The organism is Sphingomonas sp. GM_Shp_1 (assembly GCF_026540895.1).
Lineage (GTDB): Bacteria > Pseudomonadota > Alphaproteobacteria > Sphingomonadales > Sphingomonadaceae > Sphingomonas.
Genome location: NZ_JALNUR010000001.1, coordinates 1 through 15,793, shown reverse-complemented (window position 1 = coordinate 15,793; position 15,793 = coordinate 1). Strand labels below are relative to the sequence as shown.

The window sequence follows — 15,793 nt, the reverse complement described above, 5'->3', positions numbered from 1 at the left end:
AAATAGCGAAGCGGGCGTCCGTGCGAATTGTCAGAAATCGGCAAACACAAAAGCAGCTCAAAATATCCGATAGCGGAGGGGACGGACGGCCAGACGGTCTCCGGCCGCCGCCTCGACCGCGACCGGCAGATCGAAGGTCAGCGTCTCGGCCACCCCGGCGACCTGCGCGGTGATTCGGCACGAACGGCCGATGGGACGAGCGGTGATGACGGTGACCGCCAGGGCGTCCTTGTCCCCCCTTTCGGCCAGTTCGACATCGTGCGGGCGGATATGAAGCTCGCCCACCCCATGCCCGCGCGCCTCATCGGGCAGGACCGCCAGCCCCTCGCCCACCACCGCCGCGCCGTCGCGACGCATGACGGGCAGACGGTTCGTCTCGCCGATGAAGGAGGAGACGAAGGCGGTCGCGGGCGCGCTCTGCACCTCGTGCGGGGTGCCCACCTGCTCGATCACGCCGCCGCGCATCACCACGATGCGGTCGGCGATCTCCAGCGCCTCTTCCTGGTCGTGCGTCACGAAGATCGAGGTCAGCCCCGTCTCGTCATGAATCCGCCGCAGCCAGCCGCGCAAATCCTTGCGCACCTGCGCGTCGAGCGCGCCGAACGGCTCGTCGAGGAGGAGCAGACGCGGCTCGATGGCGAGCGCACGGGCCAGCGCGACCCGCTGGCGCTGACCACCCGACAGTTGCGCCGGGTAGCGGTCGCCCAGTTGCGGCAGCTGGATCAGCTCCAGCAGTTCGGCGACCTTGGCCGCGATGGCAGCCTTGGACGGCCGGTCGCGGCGCTTGCGGACCGTCAGGCCGAAGGCGATGTTCTGCGCCACCGTCATATGGCGGAACAGCGCGTAATTCTGAAAGACGAAGCCGATCCGCCGCTCGGCCGCGGGGGTGCCGGTCATGTCCTGCCCGTCGAACAGCACATGCCCCTCGTCCGCAAAGTCCAGCCCCGCGATGGTCCGCAACAGCGTGGTCTTGCCCGAGCCGGATGGCCCCAGCAGCGCCAGGAACTCGCCCGGCTTCGTCTCCAGCGACACACGGTCCAGCGCGGTGAAACCCCCGAAACGGCGGGAGATATTCTCGACAACGATGCTCAATGCGCGGCTCCCGCCCGGTGGATGCCAAAACGCCATTCCAGCACGGTCTTCACTCCCAAGGTCACCAGCGCGAGCGAGGCGAGCAGAGACGCCACCGCGAACGCGCCGACAAAGTCATATTCATTGTACAATATCTCGACATGCAACGGCATGGTGTTGGTCAGCCCCCGGATATGCCCCGACACGACCGACACCGCGCCAAACTCCCCCATCGCGCGGGCATTGCATAGCAGCACACCGTAGAGCAGCCCCCAGCGGATATTGGGTAGCGTCACATGCCAGAAGGTCTGCCATCCGCTCGCCCCCAGCGACCGGGCCGCTTCCTCGTCGTCGCGGCCCTGCTCGGCCATCAGCGGGATCAGCTCGCGCGCAACGAAGGGGAAGGTCACGAACACGGTCGCCAGCACGATGCCCGGCACCGCGAAGATGATCCGCACGCCATGCTCGGTCAGCCACGGCCCCAGCCAGCCCTGCGCCCCGAACAGCAGCACGAAGATCAGGCCCGACACCACCGGCGACACCGAAAAGGGCAGGTCGATCAGCGAGATGAGCAAGCTTTTACCGCGAAAGTCGAACTTGGCGATGGCCCAGGAGGCCGCGACGCCGAACACCGCGTTCACCGGCACCGAAATGGCTGCGACCAGCAGGGTCAACCGGATCGCCGCCAGCGCATCGGGGTCGGACAGCTCGGTCGCGAAGGTCTCCCACCCCTTGGCCAGCGCGCCCGCGAAGACCATCACCAGCGGCAGGAACAGGAACAACGCCAGGAACAGGAAGCCGGTGCCGATCAGCGCCCGGCGCGCCCAGGGGCTTTCGATCGTGGTCGGGTTGGAACCGCTCATCGCGTCCCCCGCTTGGCGCGCCACGCCTGGAGCAGATTGACGAAGAGCAGCATCGCGAAGGACAGGACCAGCATCACACAGGCGATGGCGGTCGCACCGTCATAGTCGAACTGTTCGAGTTGGGTGATGATCAGCAGCGGCGCGATCTCCGACTTGAAGGGCATGTTGCCCGCGATGAAGATGATCGAACCATATTCGCCCACGCCCCGCGCAAAGGCGAGCGCGAAGCCGGTCAGCAAAGCGGGCGCGATGGCGGGCAGGATCACCCGGCGAAAGGTCTGCGCGCGCGTCGCCCCCAGTGTGGCCGCCGCCTCTTCCACGTCGCGGCCCAGATCGGCCAGCACCGGCTGCACCGAGCGAACGATGAACGGCAAACCGATGAAAACCAAGGCAATCGTCACGCCCAGCGGCGTATAGGCGACCTTGATCCCCAGCGGCGCCAGCAGCGACCCGACCCAGCCATTGTCCGAATAGAGCGAGACCAGCGCGATGCCCGCCACCGCCGTCGGCAGCGCGAAGGGCAAGTCGACCGCCGCGTCGATCAGCTTCTTGCCCGGAAATTCATAGCGGACCAGAATCCAGGCGATCAGCAGCCCGAACACCGCATTGACCGCCGCCGCCGCCAGCGCCGCGCCGAAGCTCAGCCGGTAAGCGGCCAGCGCACGCGGCGACAGCCCGACCTCGGCAAAGCCTTCCCAGCCCATGCCCGCCGCCCGGATGACCAGCGCCGACAGCGGCACCAGGACGACCAGACCCAGCCAGAACAGGGTCATGCCCATGGTCAGGCCGAAGCCCGGCAGCGCCGAGCGGCGCTTTGCAGCTCTCATGCGATCAGCGCCGCTTGCCGCCGGCATAGATGGCGTCGAACACGCCGCCGTCCGCGAAGAACCGCTTCTGCGCCGCCGCCCAGCCGCCGAAATCCTGGATCGTCACCATCTCCAGCTTGGGGAAGGTCGCGGCATGTTTGGCCAGTACCGACTGATCGCGCGGACGATAGAAGTTGCGCGCGGCAATCTCCTGCCCCTCGGGCGTGTAGAGGAATTTCAGATATTCGGTGGCGACCTGCTCGGTGCCATGCGCCTTGGCATTGGCGTCGACCACGGCGACGGGCGGCTCGGCGAGGATCGAGATGGAGGGGGCGACGATGTCGAACTTGCCTGCGCCCAATTCCTTCTCGGACAGCAGTGCCTCATTCTCCCAGGCGATCAGCACATCGCCCAGGCCGCGCTCGACAAAGGTCGTGGTCGCGCCGCGCGCGCCGGAGTCGAGCACCGGCACATGCGAATAGAGGTCGGCGACATATTTCTGTGCCGCCGCGTCCGATCCGCCCGCCTTCTTGCCATAGGCCCAGGCCGCCAGGAAATTCCACCGCGCGCCGCCGCTGGTCTTGGGGCTGGGCGTGATGACCTGTACGCCCGGCTTCACCAGATCGGCCCAGTCGCGAATGCCCTTGGGATTGCCCTTGCGCACCAGGAACACGATGGTCGAGGTGTAAGGCGCGCTATTGTCCGGCAAACGGCTCTGCCAATTGGCGGGGAGCAGCTTGGCCCGCTCGGCAATGGCGTCGATGTCATAGGCGAGCGCCAGCGTCACCACATCGGCCGACAGCCCGTCGATCACCGAGCGCGACTGTTTGCCCGAGCCGCCATGGCTCATGCGGAACGACACGGTCTGGCCGGTCTTGGCCTGCCACTGTTTGGCGAAGGCGGCGTTGACGTCCTTGTACAGCTCACGCGTCGGATCATAGCTGACGTTCAGCAGCTCGACCGAGCCCTTGCCGCCATTGCCCCCGCCCGAACAGCCGGACAGGCCGATCACTCCGATCATCATGGCGGCCATTATGGCCGGAAATGGTGCTCGCATCTGGACCCGTCCCTTTTCGTTTCGGCGCACAACCTATCTCGATCCCCCCGATAGGAAATGCCGGAAAGCTTGGGACGCACAAAGCCCTGCTTTTGCTCCCCCGATCCGGACAGAAGCCCGGTTCGGCACGACCAACCCTTGCATCGGTGCTCGCCAGGGCCAATCTCCCGCCCGCATCAAACGCTTACAGTCTTGGAAAGGACGCGCATGACCGCCCCCGATTTTGACGTGAAGACCGGCCTCTATATCGGCGGCGAATGGCTGGGGCTGGAAGGGCGTGAGACGCAAGCCGTGCTGAACCCTGCGACCGGCCAGCCGCTGGGCGACCTGCCGCTGGCGACGACCGCCGACATGGACCGCGCGCTTGAGGCCGCCGCGCGCGGATTCGAGCTGTGGCGCAAGACCGCGCCGCAGGAACGCGCCGCCGTGCTCCATCGCACCGCCGCCCTGGTCCGCGAGCGCGCCGAGGATCTCGCCCGCCTCGCCACGCTGGAGGAAGGCAAGCCGATCGTCGAGGCACGCGGCGAGGTCGCGGCCACCGCCGCTTTGCTCGACTTCCACGCCGGGGAAGCGGTCCGCATCTATGGCCGCGTCCTGCCGCGCCCCACGGGCACCCGCTCGCTGGTGCTGCAACAGCCGGTCGGCCCGGTCGCGGCCTTCTGCGCCTGGAACTTCCCCGTGATGAACCCGGTGCGCAAGCTGTCGCCCGCCATCGCCGCCGGTTGTTCCGTCATCCTGAAGCCCAGCGAGGAAACCCCCGCCAGCGCCATCGCGATCCTGCGCTGCTTCCAGGATGCGGGGTTGCCGGGGGACGTCGCGCAACTCGTCTTCGGTGTGCCCGACGCGGTATCGCGCCACCTGCTTGCCTCGCCGGTCACGCGCAAACTGAGCTTCACCGGCTCGGTGCCGGTCGGCAAGCATCTGCTCAAGCTCGCCGCCGATACGGTGATGAAGTCGACCATGGAGCTGGGTGGGCATGGCCCCGTGCTGGTCTTCGACGATTGCGACCTCGACAAGACGCTCGACACGCTCGTCACGCACAAATTCCGCAATGCGGGCCAGGTCTGCGTCGCGCCCACCCGCTTCCATGTGCAGGAAGGCATCTATGAGCGCTTTGCCAAGGGATTTGCCGAACGCGCCGCCGCGCTGAAGATCGGTGACGGCCTGTCCTCGGACACGCAGATGGGCCCGATGGCCAATCCCCGCCGCCCCGAGGCAATCGGCGCGATGATCGAGGATGCGGTGCGCAACGGCGCGCGCAAGCTCACCGGCGGCGAGGCCAAAGACGGTGAGGGCTTCTTCTTCGCCCCCACCGTGCTGGCCGACGTGTCGCTCGACGCCAAGGCGATGAATGAAGAGCCGTTCGGCCCCATCGCTCTCATCCGCCCCTTCGCCACGACCGAGGACGCCATTGCCGAGGCGAACCGCCTGCCCTTCGGCCTGGGCGCTTATTGCTTCACCGAGAATGGCCGCCGCCAGAACCAGCTCGGCGACGAGATCGAGGCGGGCATGATCGCCATCAACACCGTGCGGCTGAGCTGGGGCGATGCGCCGTTCGGCGGAGTCAAGGAAAGCGGCTATGGCTCGGAGGACGGACCGGAAGGCATCGCCAACCATATGATCACCAAGGCGGTGCATATCGCCTGACGGTTCCGCCCCTCCACCACCGGGCTCACGCCCGGCGGTCCCCCTCCCCAAGCATAGCTTGGGGAGGATTTAGAAGATCCATTCCTCCCCATCGCCGATGGGGAGGGGGACCGCGACCGAAGGGCGTGGTGGAGGGGCAGCCCCCCTCACCCCCGCGCCCGATACGCCGCCCGTGCCGCCTCGACCTGCGGCTGATGCTCATCCGCCCAGCGAATCAGCCCGCGCATCGGCTCCAGGAACGAGCGCCCCAGTTCCGTCAGCCGGTATTCCACTCGCGGCGGCACGTCCGGATAGACGGTCCGCTCCACGAACCCGTCCTCCTCCAGCCGTCGGAGCGTTCGCGACAACATCTGCTTCGACACGTCCCCGATCCGGCGCAGCAACACGTTGAACCGCAGCGTCTCCGGCTCCAGCGCGGCGAGGATCAACAGGGTCCATTGGTCCCCGATCCGGTCGAGCACGTCGCGGATCGGGCAACCGCCCTCCCCGGTCAGGCAGGTGTGACCTGGTCCCTCGAAAAGGACGTCTTGTGGCGCGGTGCTGCTCTGCATAACTCCATGGTCTACAAAGTGGACCAACGAAAGGAAAGACCATGAAGATCGCGCTGATCGGAGCCTCGGGCAATGCGGGCTCGCGCATCCTGAAGGAGTTGTCGGATCGCGGCCATCAGGTGACCGCCATCGCCCGCGCGCCCGAGCGGATCGCGACCCTGCCCGGCGTGACCGCGGTCGCGGGCGATCTGAGCGACACCGCCGCGCTGGCCGAGACGCTGCGCGGGCATGACGCGGTGATCAGTTCTGTCCATTTCCTCGTCACCGACGCGCAAAGCCTGATCGACACCGTCCGCGCCTCCGGCGTGAAGCGCTATCTGGTCGTCGGCGGCGCAGGCAGCCTGGAGGTCGCGCCCGGCCAGCGCCTGATCGACCAGCCCAACTTCCCTGAAGCATACAAGGCCGAAGCGAGCGCGGGCGCAACCTTCCTCGACCTGCTGCGCGGGGCGGACGATCTGGAATGGACCTTCCTCTCGCCCTCGGCGATGTTCGTCCCCGGCGAGCGGACCGGCCAGTTCCGGCTCGGCACCGACCAGCTTCTGTCGAACGAGAATGGCAGCAGCATCTCGTTCGAGGATTACGCCATCGCGCTCGCCGACGAGATCGAGCAGCCCCGCCACATCCGCCAGCGCTTCACCGTCGGCTATTGAGCCTGAATCCGCCGCGATCTGAGGGCCGGTCCCGGCAGCCGTAAAAATGTCAAAAAACCCCTTGGCAGGTCGGACTCGCTCCGCTAACAGCGCCCGACCAGCCGGGGACACCCTCCCCGCCTAGCCGAAAATCGGCGATGGACGCATAGCTCAGTTGGTAGAGCAGCTGACTCTTAATCAGCGGGTCCTTGGTTCGAGCCCAAGTGCGTCCACCATTTTCCAGCATCTTTCAAATACTTATATCTTGATGAGCGATGCTGCTCGTACCCCGTCCGCTGGGCGGCAACGGTACGACCGTTACCGCCCCCTCTGCCGTTCAGTTTGCCGCGCTTCGGCCTGAGGGCGTGGCCCCCTGCCCCGAAGGCGGCACCGGCGGGGTGGACGACTTCGCATCGCTCACCGCCTCGTCATACCAACCGGCCAGGTCGGCCTTCATGCTCCGCAGCGCATCCGGGTTCAGGTAGGTCATGTGCCCCGCCGGATAGTAGGTGAACCGCAAATTCGCCTGTTGCGCGGGCTCCAGCATCATATGCCCCAGATCGTTCTCGGTGCCGAAGAACGGCGTCGCCATGTCGTAATAGCCGTTCATCGACAGCACTTTCAGATACGGGTTCGCCCGCATCGCGGCGGCCAGGTCGATCGCGGTGTTGGGATTGTTCTGCCCCCCATCCGGCGACTTGTGCTTCCAGTTCCAGGTCCAGCCCGCCGCATCGCGCGCCGACAGGCGGTACGGCAGCTCGGTCTTGTAGCCGAGCGTCGATTGCAGATAGTCTTGGAAGGACGCGATATAAGCTCCTGAAATCGCGTCCGAAGAGGCGTCCGTCTCCGGCCGCTCGCCCGCCGCGTCGGTGTCGATCCCCAGATAGCGCGAATCGAACCGCCCCACCGTCCGGGCCGACCCGCGCAACAATTCCTTCTGAAAGCGCGGCAGGTCGATGCGCAGGTTCGCGCGCTTGATGAACTCGGGCGAGATGCCGATCAGCCGGCTCATCTGCTCGGCGATCTGGTCGCGCTCCTCGGGCGAGATGCTCTGCCCCTTGGCCAGCGCCGACATGTATGGCCCGACCGCGAAAGCGCGGGCCTGCGCCACCACCGTCGCGACATCGGCGGGGCGGTCGGCCAGGCGGTTGTGATACCAGGCGGTCGCCGCATAGCTGGGCAGGTAATTGAGATAGACCTGATCCAGCCCTGGCTGGCGATAGCCGTAATTCATGATCGAGCTGAGCAGGATGACGCCGTTCAGCGCCATGCCCTTTTCCTGCAACTGGTACGCCAAGGCGCCGGAGCGCAGCGTGCCATAGCTTTCGCCGAGCAGGAATTTGGGGCTCATCCAGCGACCATATTTGGTCACGTAACGCTGGATCGCGCCCGCGAACACGTCGACATCCTCGTCCACGCCATAGAATTGCGCGGGCTTCATATCGCCTAGCGGTCGCGAATAGCCGGTACCGATCGCGTCGAGGAACACCAGGTCGGTCTTGTCGAGCAGCGAGTCCGGGTTGGGCCCCACATCATAGGGCGCGGGCCGCACGAATTCCGGGCTGGTCGTGCGGATGCGGATCGGCGCGAACGAGCCCATGCGCAGCCAGAAAGAGGGCGAGCCCGGCCCGCCATTGTACAGGAACGTCACCGGCCGCTTGGTGCCGGGCTTCACGCCGTCCAGCGTATAGGCGGTGTAGAACATCGAGGCGGTCGGCTTGCCCTCGATATCGCGGACGGTCAGCGTGCCCGCCGAGGCAACATAGGGATAGCTGCGCCCGTTGATCGTCACGCTGTCCTTGCGCCGTACCTCCGTCTCGTCGAGCGGCGCGCGGGCCCAGGCGGCTTCCGCCTCAGCCTTGGCAGCTTCGTGGTGCGGGGCCTTTTTCTCCCCTTCCTCCTGCGCGGCGAGCGGCGCGGTCAGGGCGGTGGCGGCGAGGAGCAGGACAAGGCTGTTGCGGATCACGAAGCGCTCACGATTGAATGACGGAGCCGTCATCGTTCCGCGTTTTTGAAGGCAAGGCAAGGGGTTCGAGCATGAGGGGCCTGGCACCTCCACCATTGCTGGCGCAATGGTCCCCCTTCCCAAGCAAAGCTTGGAGAGGAATGAGGTTGTCCAAATCCTCCCCAAGCTTTGCCTGGGGAGGGGGACCACCCGGCAACGCCGGGTGGTGGAGGGACGATCAGCGCGCCAGCCAGGCCTCCACGGCAGGCTTCAGCCGTTCGGCAACCGCCTTGCGCACCGCGATCTGCGCGATGGAGCGCTTGGCGCCGCCGCGCGAGCCTTCGGGCAGGTTGGCGGCGGCCCAGCTTTCGATCTTGCCGGGCATGGCCGGATCGTTCGAGCCCGCGCCCAGCCCGACGATGAAGGTCGCACGGTTGCTCTCTTCCAGGAAGCTGTCGACCAGCGCCTTGTTCGCGACCGCCCAGTCGAACGCCATATCGGGATGCGCCCCCGCGATCGAGCGGAGCAGGGCCGCGCGCTGCGGCGGGGTGAAGGTGTCGTTCTTCAACACGCTCAGCGCCCGACGCGCCGCAGCCTCGTCCTCGGCATAGCCCAGCAGCGAGACATAGCGGTTCTTCACCACCGGATTGCGCTCTTCCTTGGCCAGTTCGTACAGCCGGTCCCATTCGGCGAGCGTCGCGCGGGTCGCATAGGTCGCCAGGATCGGCTGGCGGATCGCGGCGGGAATGGCGTTGGGGTTCTTGGCCAGCGCGGTGACATAGCCCCGCGCCCGCGCCGCCACCATCTCGTCACCGCTGGTGCCCAGCCGACCGATCAGCGTCTCGCGCAGGTTGGAGACGAGTGCGCCCTCATCCGGCTTCGCCTCGAACCCGACACGCGCCAGCACCGGCGACAGGATCGCGGCGATCTTCGCGCGCAACGGCTTTTCGAGCGGCGTGCCTTCGTAAAGGCCGTCCAGACGCGACAATTCGCCCGTGACCGCATCCCATTCCAGCGGATCGGCCTCGGGCTGCACCCGCGCCATCAGGTCGAACCAGCGGCCCAGATCCTGATAGCCGCCCGCCGCCAGCGCATAATCGTCGCCCAGCGTGCCCAGCCGGTCCTCCAGCGACAGCTTGGCATAGTCGCGCACGATCGCGGCATGGCCCGCATCGTCGTACATGACGCGGGTATAGGAGCCCTTGCCCCGGTTCAGGACCAGAGTGCCGCAGCCGCCGACGCTGACCGGTGCGGGGGCCGCACCGGTGACGACGGCGCTGGTCTCGCCGCCGCCGATCGTCGCGACGCGGATCGGCACATGCCAGGTCTGCGGAGCCTTGGATGCCTCGTCCAGGCCGAAGCGGCCCTGCGACAGCATCGCGACCGTCTTGCCCCCCTCGCAACGCGAACCCGACAGGGTGATCAGCGGCACGCCGCCCTGCAAGGTGAAGTCATGCGCGATGGTCGCGATGTTCGTCCCCGACGCCTTGGACAATTCCTCCCAAAGCTGGTCGGTCACGGTGTTCTGATATTTGTATTTCGCCATATAGGCGCGGATGCCCTTGCGGAACGTGTCCGCACCCAGCGTCGATTCGATCATCCCGATCACCGCCTGCCCCTTCAGATAGGTGATGCTGTCGAACGCCTCGCCGATCTGGTCGACGGTTTCGATCTTGCGGATGATCGGATGGGTCGCGGCGGTCGCATCGATGCCCATGGCGGACTCGCGCTCGCCCGCGATATTGGCGGCGGCGGCCTTCCAGCTCGGGTTCAGGTCGTTGCTGGCCTTGCCCTCCATCCACGACGCGAAGCCCTCGTTCAGCCACAGATCGTCCCACCACCGCATGGTGACGAGGTCGCCGAACCACTGGTGCGCCATCTCATGCGCGACGACGGTATGGATGCGCTGGCGGTTGCTCTCGGTCATCACCTGCGGATTGAAGAGCAGTTCATTCTCGAAATAGAAGATCGCGCCCCAATTCTCCATCGCGCCGAAGAACTGGCTGGAACCCGGCCCCGCGATCATGTCCATCTTGGGCAGCGGATAGGGCGTGCCGAAATAGTCGTTGTAATAGGCCAGCAGCCTGGACGCCGAGGCCAGCGAATAATCACCCTGGTCGACCACGCCCTTGCGGCTGACCACGCCGATCTCGACGCCGTTCGCATTCACCGTCTTTCGGTCCAGATCGCCCGATCCGAAATAGAGCAGATAGCTCGACATGACGGGCGTCTCGTTGAAGCGGTACAGTTGCGTCCCATCGGCCTGTGGCGTGATCGAGGATGCGGGCATGTTGCTGATTGCGCGCTGCCCCTTGGGCGCGGTGGCGGTCAGGCGGAACTTGGCCTTGAAGGCGGGTTCGTCCCACATCGGCGCGAAGCGGCGGGCATCGGGCGCCTCGAACTGGGTCGCCAGCATCCGCGACGGGCTGCCATCGGCATTGCTATAGTCGATCGCGAAGAGACCATTGGCCGAGCGGTTGATCGTGCCGGTCCAGGCGAAACCGACCTTGTGCCGCCCCACACTCGCCGCCTGAGGCAGCGTCAGGGTCAGCGTCTGCGCATCCTTGTCGAGCGCGAAGGGCACCGGCTTGCCGTCGAAGGTCGCGCGGGTGATCGTCAGGTCGGCGGCGTTCAGGACGATGGTCGCGGTCGCCTGGCGCACATCGACATCGACCGTTTCCTCACCGGCGAAGGTCATCGCCTTCGCATCGGGGCGCACCGTGATGTCGTACAGCACCGGCGCCACCGTCTGGGGCAACTGGCCCGCCGCGAGCGCCGGGGTGGACACGGTCAACGCAAGCAGGACCGAAAAAGCGGACTTCATGGCGATCTGGGCCTCTCATTTCAGGATGGCCCGATCTCTACGCGCTCGCCACGCCAAAGCAAATGACGCTGATGTCACTTTGTCACATCGGCGAACGCTGGACAGGGTTAACGTTTACGTTATCGTCAAGGCATGAGCCTGCCCCCTGCCCTGAGTCGCCTGGCCCTCCCTGTCATCGGGTCGCCGCTGTTCATCATTTCCAATCCCGATCTCGTCATCGCCCAGTGCAAGGCGGGGATCGTCGGCTCTTTTCCGGCGCTGAACGCCCGGCCCGTCAGCCTGCTGGACGAGTGGCTGCACCGGATCACCGAGGAACTGGCCGGGCACGACCGGGCGCATCCCGACCGCCCCGCCGCGCCCTTCGCGGTCAACCAGATCGTCCACCGTTCCAACGACCGGCTGGAGGCCGATCTGGCGGTCTGTGCCAAGTGGAAGGTGCCGATCGTCATCACCTCGCTGGGCGCGCGCGAGGATGTGAATGCGGGGGTTCACGCCTGGGGCGGCATCACCCTGCACGACGTGATCGACGACCGCTTCGCGCGCAAGGCGGTGGAGAAGGGCGCGGACGGCCTGATCGCGGTGGCGACGGGTGCGGGCGGTCATGCCGGACGGCTTTCTCCCTTCGCGCTGGTGCAGGAAATCCGTCAATGGTTCGACGGTCCGCTGGCGCTGGCGGGATCCATCGCGACGGGGGATGCGATCCTGGCCGCGCAGGCGATGGGCGCCGACCTGGCCTATATCGGCTCGCCCTTCATCGCGACCGTCGAGGCGAATGCGGCGGCGGCCTACAAGCAGGCGGTGGTCGATGGCCGGGCCAGCGACATCGTCTATTCCAGCCTGTTCACCGGCGTGCATGGCAATTACCTGCGCGCCTCGATCCTGGCGGCGGGTCTCGATCCCGACCATCTGCCCGAAGGGGATGCGGCGGCGATGAACTTCGGCGGCGGGCAGGCGGCGAAGGCCTGGCGCGATATCTGGGGTGCTGGCCAGGGGATCGGCGCGATCGACGGGATCGAACCCGCCGCCGAGCGCGTGGCAACGCTTGCCCGCCAATATACGGCGGCGCGCGCGCGGCTGCTGGGTTAGAAGGCCCGGCTCAACCGGGCCTGAAGCAGGCGAACCGGGCTCATCGTCCGCAGCGCGCTGTCGGCCATCACGTCGAGCCGTTCGACCCGGCCGTGCAGGTCGATACTGGCCTGGGTCAGCCTGAGCGCCCGCGAAGGAAGCTGGCCGACCTGCCGCATATCCGACTCGGGCGAACGCGCCAGTCGCCGCGCCGGCAGCCTCGCCTCGGTCCAGTGGAGTTCGCCCGCATCGACCGCGCGCTGGGTCAACAGCCAGGTGAGGACATGCATCAGCCGTGTCGTTACCTTCACCGACTCACACGAGAAACTCACGCGTTGGACCGGCCCCAGCGCGTCACGCTCCTCCCGCCCTATCCCGTCGAAATAGCCGCGCGACGCCTCGGCCAGGATCATCGCCTCGGCGTAAAGGCTGTCGATCAGCCGCCTCTGGAAATGGCTGTCGAAAGTAAAACGCAGCATCAGCGGACGCTCGCACGGAGCCCAGCCCCTGACAAGTGGCGGTGTCCTATAAGATGCTCCAATACGGCGCGGTCAGGCGATGATGTCGGGGATCAGCCGATCCTCCAGTTCCGCCAGTTCATCGCGCAACCGCAGCTTGCGCTTCTTCAGCCGGGCGATCTGCAACTGATCGGGGGTCGGCGCCATCAACAGCGCCGAAATGGCATCGTCGAGATCGCGATGCTCCACACGCAACATGTCGATCCGCGCGCGCGCCAGCGTGACGTCCATCCTGCTCCCCTCCGACGGGTTCCCGATGAGCCGACGCCCGGAAACTCCGGCGTCCGTCCGCCCCTCTAGGGTCCGGTCCGGTAAACGGCAATGGCCGTTATGGGCGGCCCATTGTGGAGCCGAACCCCGGCCCGCCTGCCGCCCCATGGCCAGGGCCCATCGACATTCTTGCCATTCCTTCTTCCCTCTCCCCTGGACAGGGGAGAGGGTTAGCGGAGCTTGCCAGCCTGCTGGCTAGCGCAGCTTGGGTGAGGGGTCGAGCGAGCCGCAGGCTCGCGCGCTCTTCGAGCGCACACCCCTCACCCAGCTCCGACTAAGCCTTTGCTGCGCAAAGCCTAAGTCTGCGCAACCCTCTCCCCTCCATGAGGGGAGACGGAAGAGAGGGGCATAGGGTGGCAACATGTCATCCGTCCAAATCGCTCGGTCGGTCGATTCTGTTAAAAAGAGGGGGGACAGATGGCCGATTTGGTGATTTACTTCCTTCCCCACAGCAAGGACAGGAGTTGAAGCCCTATGTATACGGCGCATCAAACGGCCCTGGAGACCAAGCACGCCACGCTCGATCGGCGAATCAGCGCCGAGTCGCAGCGTCCCGTGCCGGACACTCGGATTCTGGCGGATCTCAAGAAGCAGAAGCTGAAGCTGAAGGAAGAGATGCAAGGCCTATAGCCTTGGCTGGCCGCGCGGGTCGTCGGACCCGCCGCGGCCTTTGGCCCCGCTTTCAGGGCCAAGATGATCGGGTCGAAAGGGCCCCTGCCCCGCCCCTCCATCGATGAGAGACGACCACCAAAGCGATGGTCATCCCCCAAAAAAATTTCGGATAGCCCTCAGTAGCTGAATGGGCGGGTGCGCAACCCCGTTGCGGGCTTGGCGTAATCCGGCGTGGTGGTGCCGCCGCCGACCGGCTTGCGGACCAGCTTGGGATCGATCGGCCGGTCGAAGGCAACACCGACCCGTCCCTGGGTGCTCCATGCGACCCGACCCGCGACCGGGCCAATGCCCCGCAGATCGAAGGTGATCGGCGCGCCGATCTCCACCGCAAGGGGCAGTTCGGCCATCAATCCGCCCTCGGAGATGTTGCGGACCCGCACTTCGCGCGGCGCGGCGTCGCCCGCCAGGGTCATCTGCGCCATCAGCAAAAGACTGTCGCGCCGACCGGTGCGATCGGCCCGGTCCGAATCGTCGTCTTCCACCATCTGAGTCCCGTTGCCGGGTTCGCGGTTCATCGCGTCCATATCGAAATCCGTCGGTGCCCGTTTTTGCTAGCCCGACCATGCGTTACCCGCGACGGTCTTGCCAATTCCTTAATGTAGGATGAGCCCAACAGATTGTCGCCGAATGGGGCAAGTCGTTTGCGCCACGCCGACGCGCCCCACCGGCCAACGCCCGGATGTCCGGGCAAAAAACGGCGGGGGACGGCGCGTCAGTCGTCGCGGGAGACCTTTTCGTTCCGCTCGTGACGTTCCTGCGCCTCGACCGTCATGGTCGCGATGGGCCGGGCTTCCAGCCGACCCAGGCTGATCGGCTCGCCGGTCACCTCGCAATAGCCATACTCGCCCTCGTCCAGCCGACGCAGCGCGGCGTCGATCTTCGAGATCAGCTTGCGCTGGCGATCGCGGGTGCGAAGTTCGATCGACCAGTCCGTCTCGCTCGACGCGCGATCGGTCAGATCGGGTTCGCGCAGCGAGTCGATCTGAAGCTGCGACAGGGTGCCCTGCGCCTCCCGCTGGATCGATTCCTTCCAATCCAGCAATTTGCGCCGGAAATAGGCCTGCTGCTTCAGGCTCATGAAAGGCTCGTCCGCGCTGGGACGATAATTCTCATCGATATCGTTGGCCACATCCGGCCCGGTGGAGTCCGTCACGCGATTAAACACCGTCGCCATACCACTCTCCCAAAGGGCCCGTCGGTGCGACGCTCCGCACCGTGTCCTCGGGGCCGCCCCCTAATGGTCGAGAGCGCCTATAGTCGGTGCCACCGTCCGCCGCAAGCGACCGGCATTTCATCGTAATCACTCTTTCTATAATAATATTGCGAGGTGAACGGGAAATGGACGAAAGCCGAGTGAGATGGCCTATTTCCACACCCGATCCTCGAATCGTCACGTGACGAACGGCATGAGCGGTTCGAACCGGAATCGATCCCGCCGGCACGAATCCCAAAGCTGAACGCGGTTTCGAAGAACGGGGTTGGACCTTAGGGATTTCTTGGTCACTATAATGACAGAGGCGAACACATGGCGGCCATGTGGGGCGGCCGTGCGGGCGGCTTGGGCGGCGACGCCGTCCCCGACGGGTTTGAGCCTCCGCCTGGTTTGAGGATGTGACGATGTCAGTGCGAATGGCCTTGGCGAAGCTGACGGCATGTGCCGCAGGTGGCGCCGTGATCGGCGGCGGGGCCGTCCACATGGTGGACCATCCCCAGCGCCCGCCGCTCGTCAAGCAGACCAAGGTTAAGAAGAAGCGGATCGTCCACCGCCCGCCGCCGCCCCGCGCCGCTCGCCGGATCGTCACGCGCCGGACCACGACCACCACTACCCCGCCCCCCACCGTCATCACCGTCACGACCGAAACACCCGATGCCGAG

Annotated in this window: 15 protein-coding genes, 1 tRNA gene and 1 pseudogene; 6 read left to right on the top strand and 11 right to left on the bottom strand. The window is 66.0% G+C overall.

The genetic code is table 11. The features are described from left to right. Window positions 1-57: 57 nt before the first annotated feature. Genes OXQ33_RS00085 through OXQ33_RS00070 form a run of 4 tightly spaced genes read right to left on the bottom strand, consistent with a single transcriptional unit; the run spans window position 58 to window position 3,764 of the window. The gene (locus OXQ33_RS00085) at window positions 58-1,092 is read right to left on the bottom strand and encodes a sulfate ABC transporter ATP-binding protein (protein ID WP_267432407.1); all 1,035 of its coding nucleotides are present in this window, start codon (window positions 1,090-1,092) and stop codon (window positions 58-60) included. After that, window positions 1,089-1,934, bottom strand: coding sequence for a sulfate ABC transporter permease subunit CysW (cysW, locus tag OXQ33_RS00080; RefSeq protein ID WP_267432406.1), 846 nt, complete (start codon window positions 1,932-1,934; stop codon window positions 1,089-1,091). The genes OXQ33_RS00085 and cysW overlap by 4 nt, the downstream gene beginning before the upstream one ends. Continuing rightward, complete coding sequence (gene cysT, locus OXQ33_RS00075; RefSeq protein WP_267432405.1) at window positions 1,931-2,761, bottom strand: sulfate ABC transporter permease subunit CysT; 831 nt, start codon at window positions 2,759-2,761, stop codon at window positions 1,931-1,933. Before cysT ends, cysW begins: the two co-directional genes overlap by 4 nt. A gap of 4 nt (window positions 2,762-2,765) precedes the next feature. Then, window positions 2,766-3,764, bottom strand: a complete 999-nt coding sequence (locus OXQ33_RS00070) for a sulfate ABC transporter substrate-binding protein (protein ID WP_276039560.1) — start codon at window positions 3,762-3,764, stop codon at window positions 2,766-2,768. A gap of 240 nt (window positions 3,765-4,004) precedes the next feature. On the opposite strand from OXQ33_RS00070, the gene OXQ33_RS00065 reads away from it, so the two are divergent. Then, the gene (locus OXQ33_RS00065; protein ID WP_267432404.1) at window positions 4,005-5,444 is read left to right on the top strand and encodes an NAD-dependent succinate-semialdehyde dehydrogenase; all 1,440 of its coding nucleotides are present in this window, start codon (window positions 4,005-4,007) and stop codon (window positions 5,442-5,444) included. A gap of 146 nt (window positions 5,445-5,590) precedes the next feature. Here the strand turns inward: OXQ33_RS00065 and OXQ33_RS00060 are convergent, their stop codons facing one another. After that, window positions 5,591-5,995 carry a helix-turn-helix domain-containing protein gene (locus tag OXQ33_RS00060; protein ID WP_267432403.1) on the bottom strand — a complete coding sequence of 135 codons (405 nt, stop codon included), beginning with the start codon at window positions 5,993-5,995 and terminating at the stop codon, window positions 5,591-5,593. A 41-nt stretch (window positions 5,996-6,036) separates the two neighbouring features. On the opposite strand from OXQ33_RS00060, the gene OXQ33_RS00055 reads away from it, so the two are divergent. Further along, window positions 6,037-6,645, top strand: a complete 609-nt coding sequence (locus OXQ33_RS00055; protein ID WP_267432401.1) for an NAD(P)-dependent oxidoreductase — start codon at window positions 6,037-6,039, stop codon at window positions 6,643-6,645. A gap of 139 nt (window positions 6,646-6,784) precedes the next feature. Further along, a tRNA-Lys gene (locus tag OXQ33_RS00050) sits at window positions 6,785-6,860 on the top strand. Between the two features lie 101 nt (window positions 6,861-6,961). On the opposite strand, the gene OXQ33_RS00045 is transcribed toward OXQ33_RS00050, so the two are convergent. Next, the gene (locus tag OXQ33_RS00045) at window positions 6,962-8,623 is read right to left on the bottom strand and encodes a peptidase S10 (RefSeq protein ID WP_267432400.1); all 1,662 of its coding nucleotides are present in this window, start codon (window positions 8,621-8,623) and stop codon (window positions 6,962-6,964) included. A 184-nt stretch (window positions 8,624-8,807) separates the two neighbouring features. Further along, window positions 8,808-11,357 (bottom strand): M1 family metallopeptidase, encoded by a 2,550-nt coding sequence (locus OXQ33_RS00040; protein ID WP_346015330.1) that lies wholly within the window; start codon window positions 11,355-11,357, stop codon window positions 8,808-8,810. A 168-nt stretch (window positions 11,358-11,525) separates the two neighbouring features. On the opposite strand from OXQ33_RS00040, the gene OXQ33_RS00035 reads away from it, so the two are divergent. After that, window positions 11,526-12,479: a nitronate monooxygenase family protein gene (locus tag OXQ33_RS00035; protein WP_267432397.1), complete on the top strand. Its 954-nt coding sequence runs from the start codon at window positions 11,526-11,528 to the stop codon at window positions 12,477-12,479. On the opposite strand, the gene OXQ33_RS00030 is transcribed toward OXQ33_RS00035, so the two are convergent. Next, window positions 12,476-12,937 (bottom strand): DUF1465 family protein, encoded by a 462-nt coding sequence (locus OXQ33_RS00030; RefSeq protein WP_267432396.1) that lies wholly within the window; start codon window positions 12,935-12,937, stop codon window positions 12,476-12,478. The genes OXQ33_RS00035 and OXQ33_RS00030 overlap by 4 nt on opposite strands. Window positions 12,938-13,009: 72 nt before the next feature. Continuing rightward, entirely contained in the window at window positions 13,010-13,207 is a 198-nt protein-coding gene (locus tag OXQ33_RS00025) for a DUF465 domain-containing protein (RefSeq protein WP_267432394.1), read from the bottom strand. Window positions 13,208-13,720: 513 nt separating this feature from the next. Between OXQ33_RS00025 and OXQ33_RS00020 the strand changes: the two genes are divergently transcribed. Next, window positions 13,721-13,876 (top strand): DUF465 domain-containing protein, encoded by a 156-nt coding sequence (locus OXQ33_RS00020; protein WP_267432393.1) that lies wholly within the window; start codon window positions 13,721-13,723, stop codon window positions 13,874-13,876. A gap of 158 nt (window positions 13,877-14,034) precedes the next feature. On the opposite strand, the gene OXQ33_RS00015 is transcribed toward OXQ33_RS00020, so the two are convergent. Together OXQ33_RS00015 and dksA are read right to left on the bottom strand one after the other, a co-directional pair. Continuing rightward, window positions 14,035-14,442, bottom strand: coding sequence for a PilZ domain-containing protein (locus tag OXQ33_RS00015; RefSeq protein ID WP_267432391.1), 408 nt, complete (start codon window positions 14,440-14,442; stop codon window positions 14,035-14,037). A gap of 188 nt (window positions 14,443-14,630) precedes the next feature. Next, window positions 14,631-15,092, bottom strand: coding sequence for an RNA polymerase-binding protein DksA (dksA, locus tag OXQ33_RS00010; protein ID WP_267432390.1), 462 nt, complete (start codon window positions 15,090-15,092; stop codon window positions 14,631-14,633). Between the two features lie 443 nt (window positions 15,093-15,535). On the opposite strand from dksA, the pseudogene OXQ33_RS00005 reads away from it, so the two are divergent. Further along, window positions 15,536-15,793 (top strand): annotated as a pseudogene (locus OXQ33_RS00005) (hypothetical protein); the annotation flags it as partial.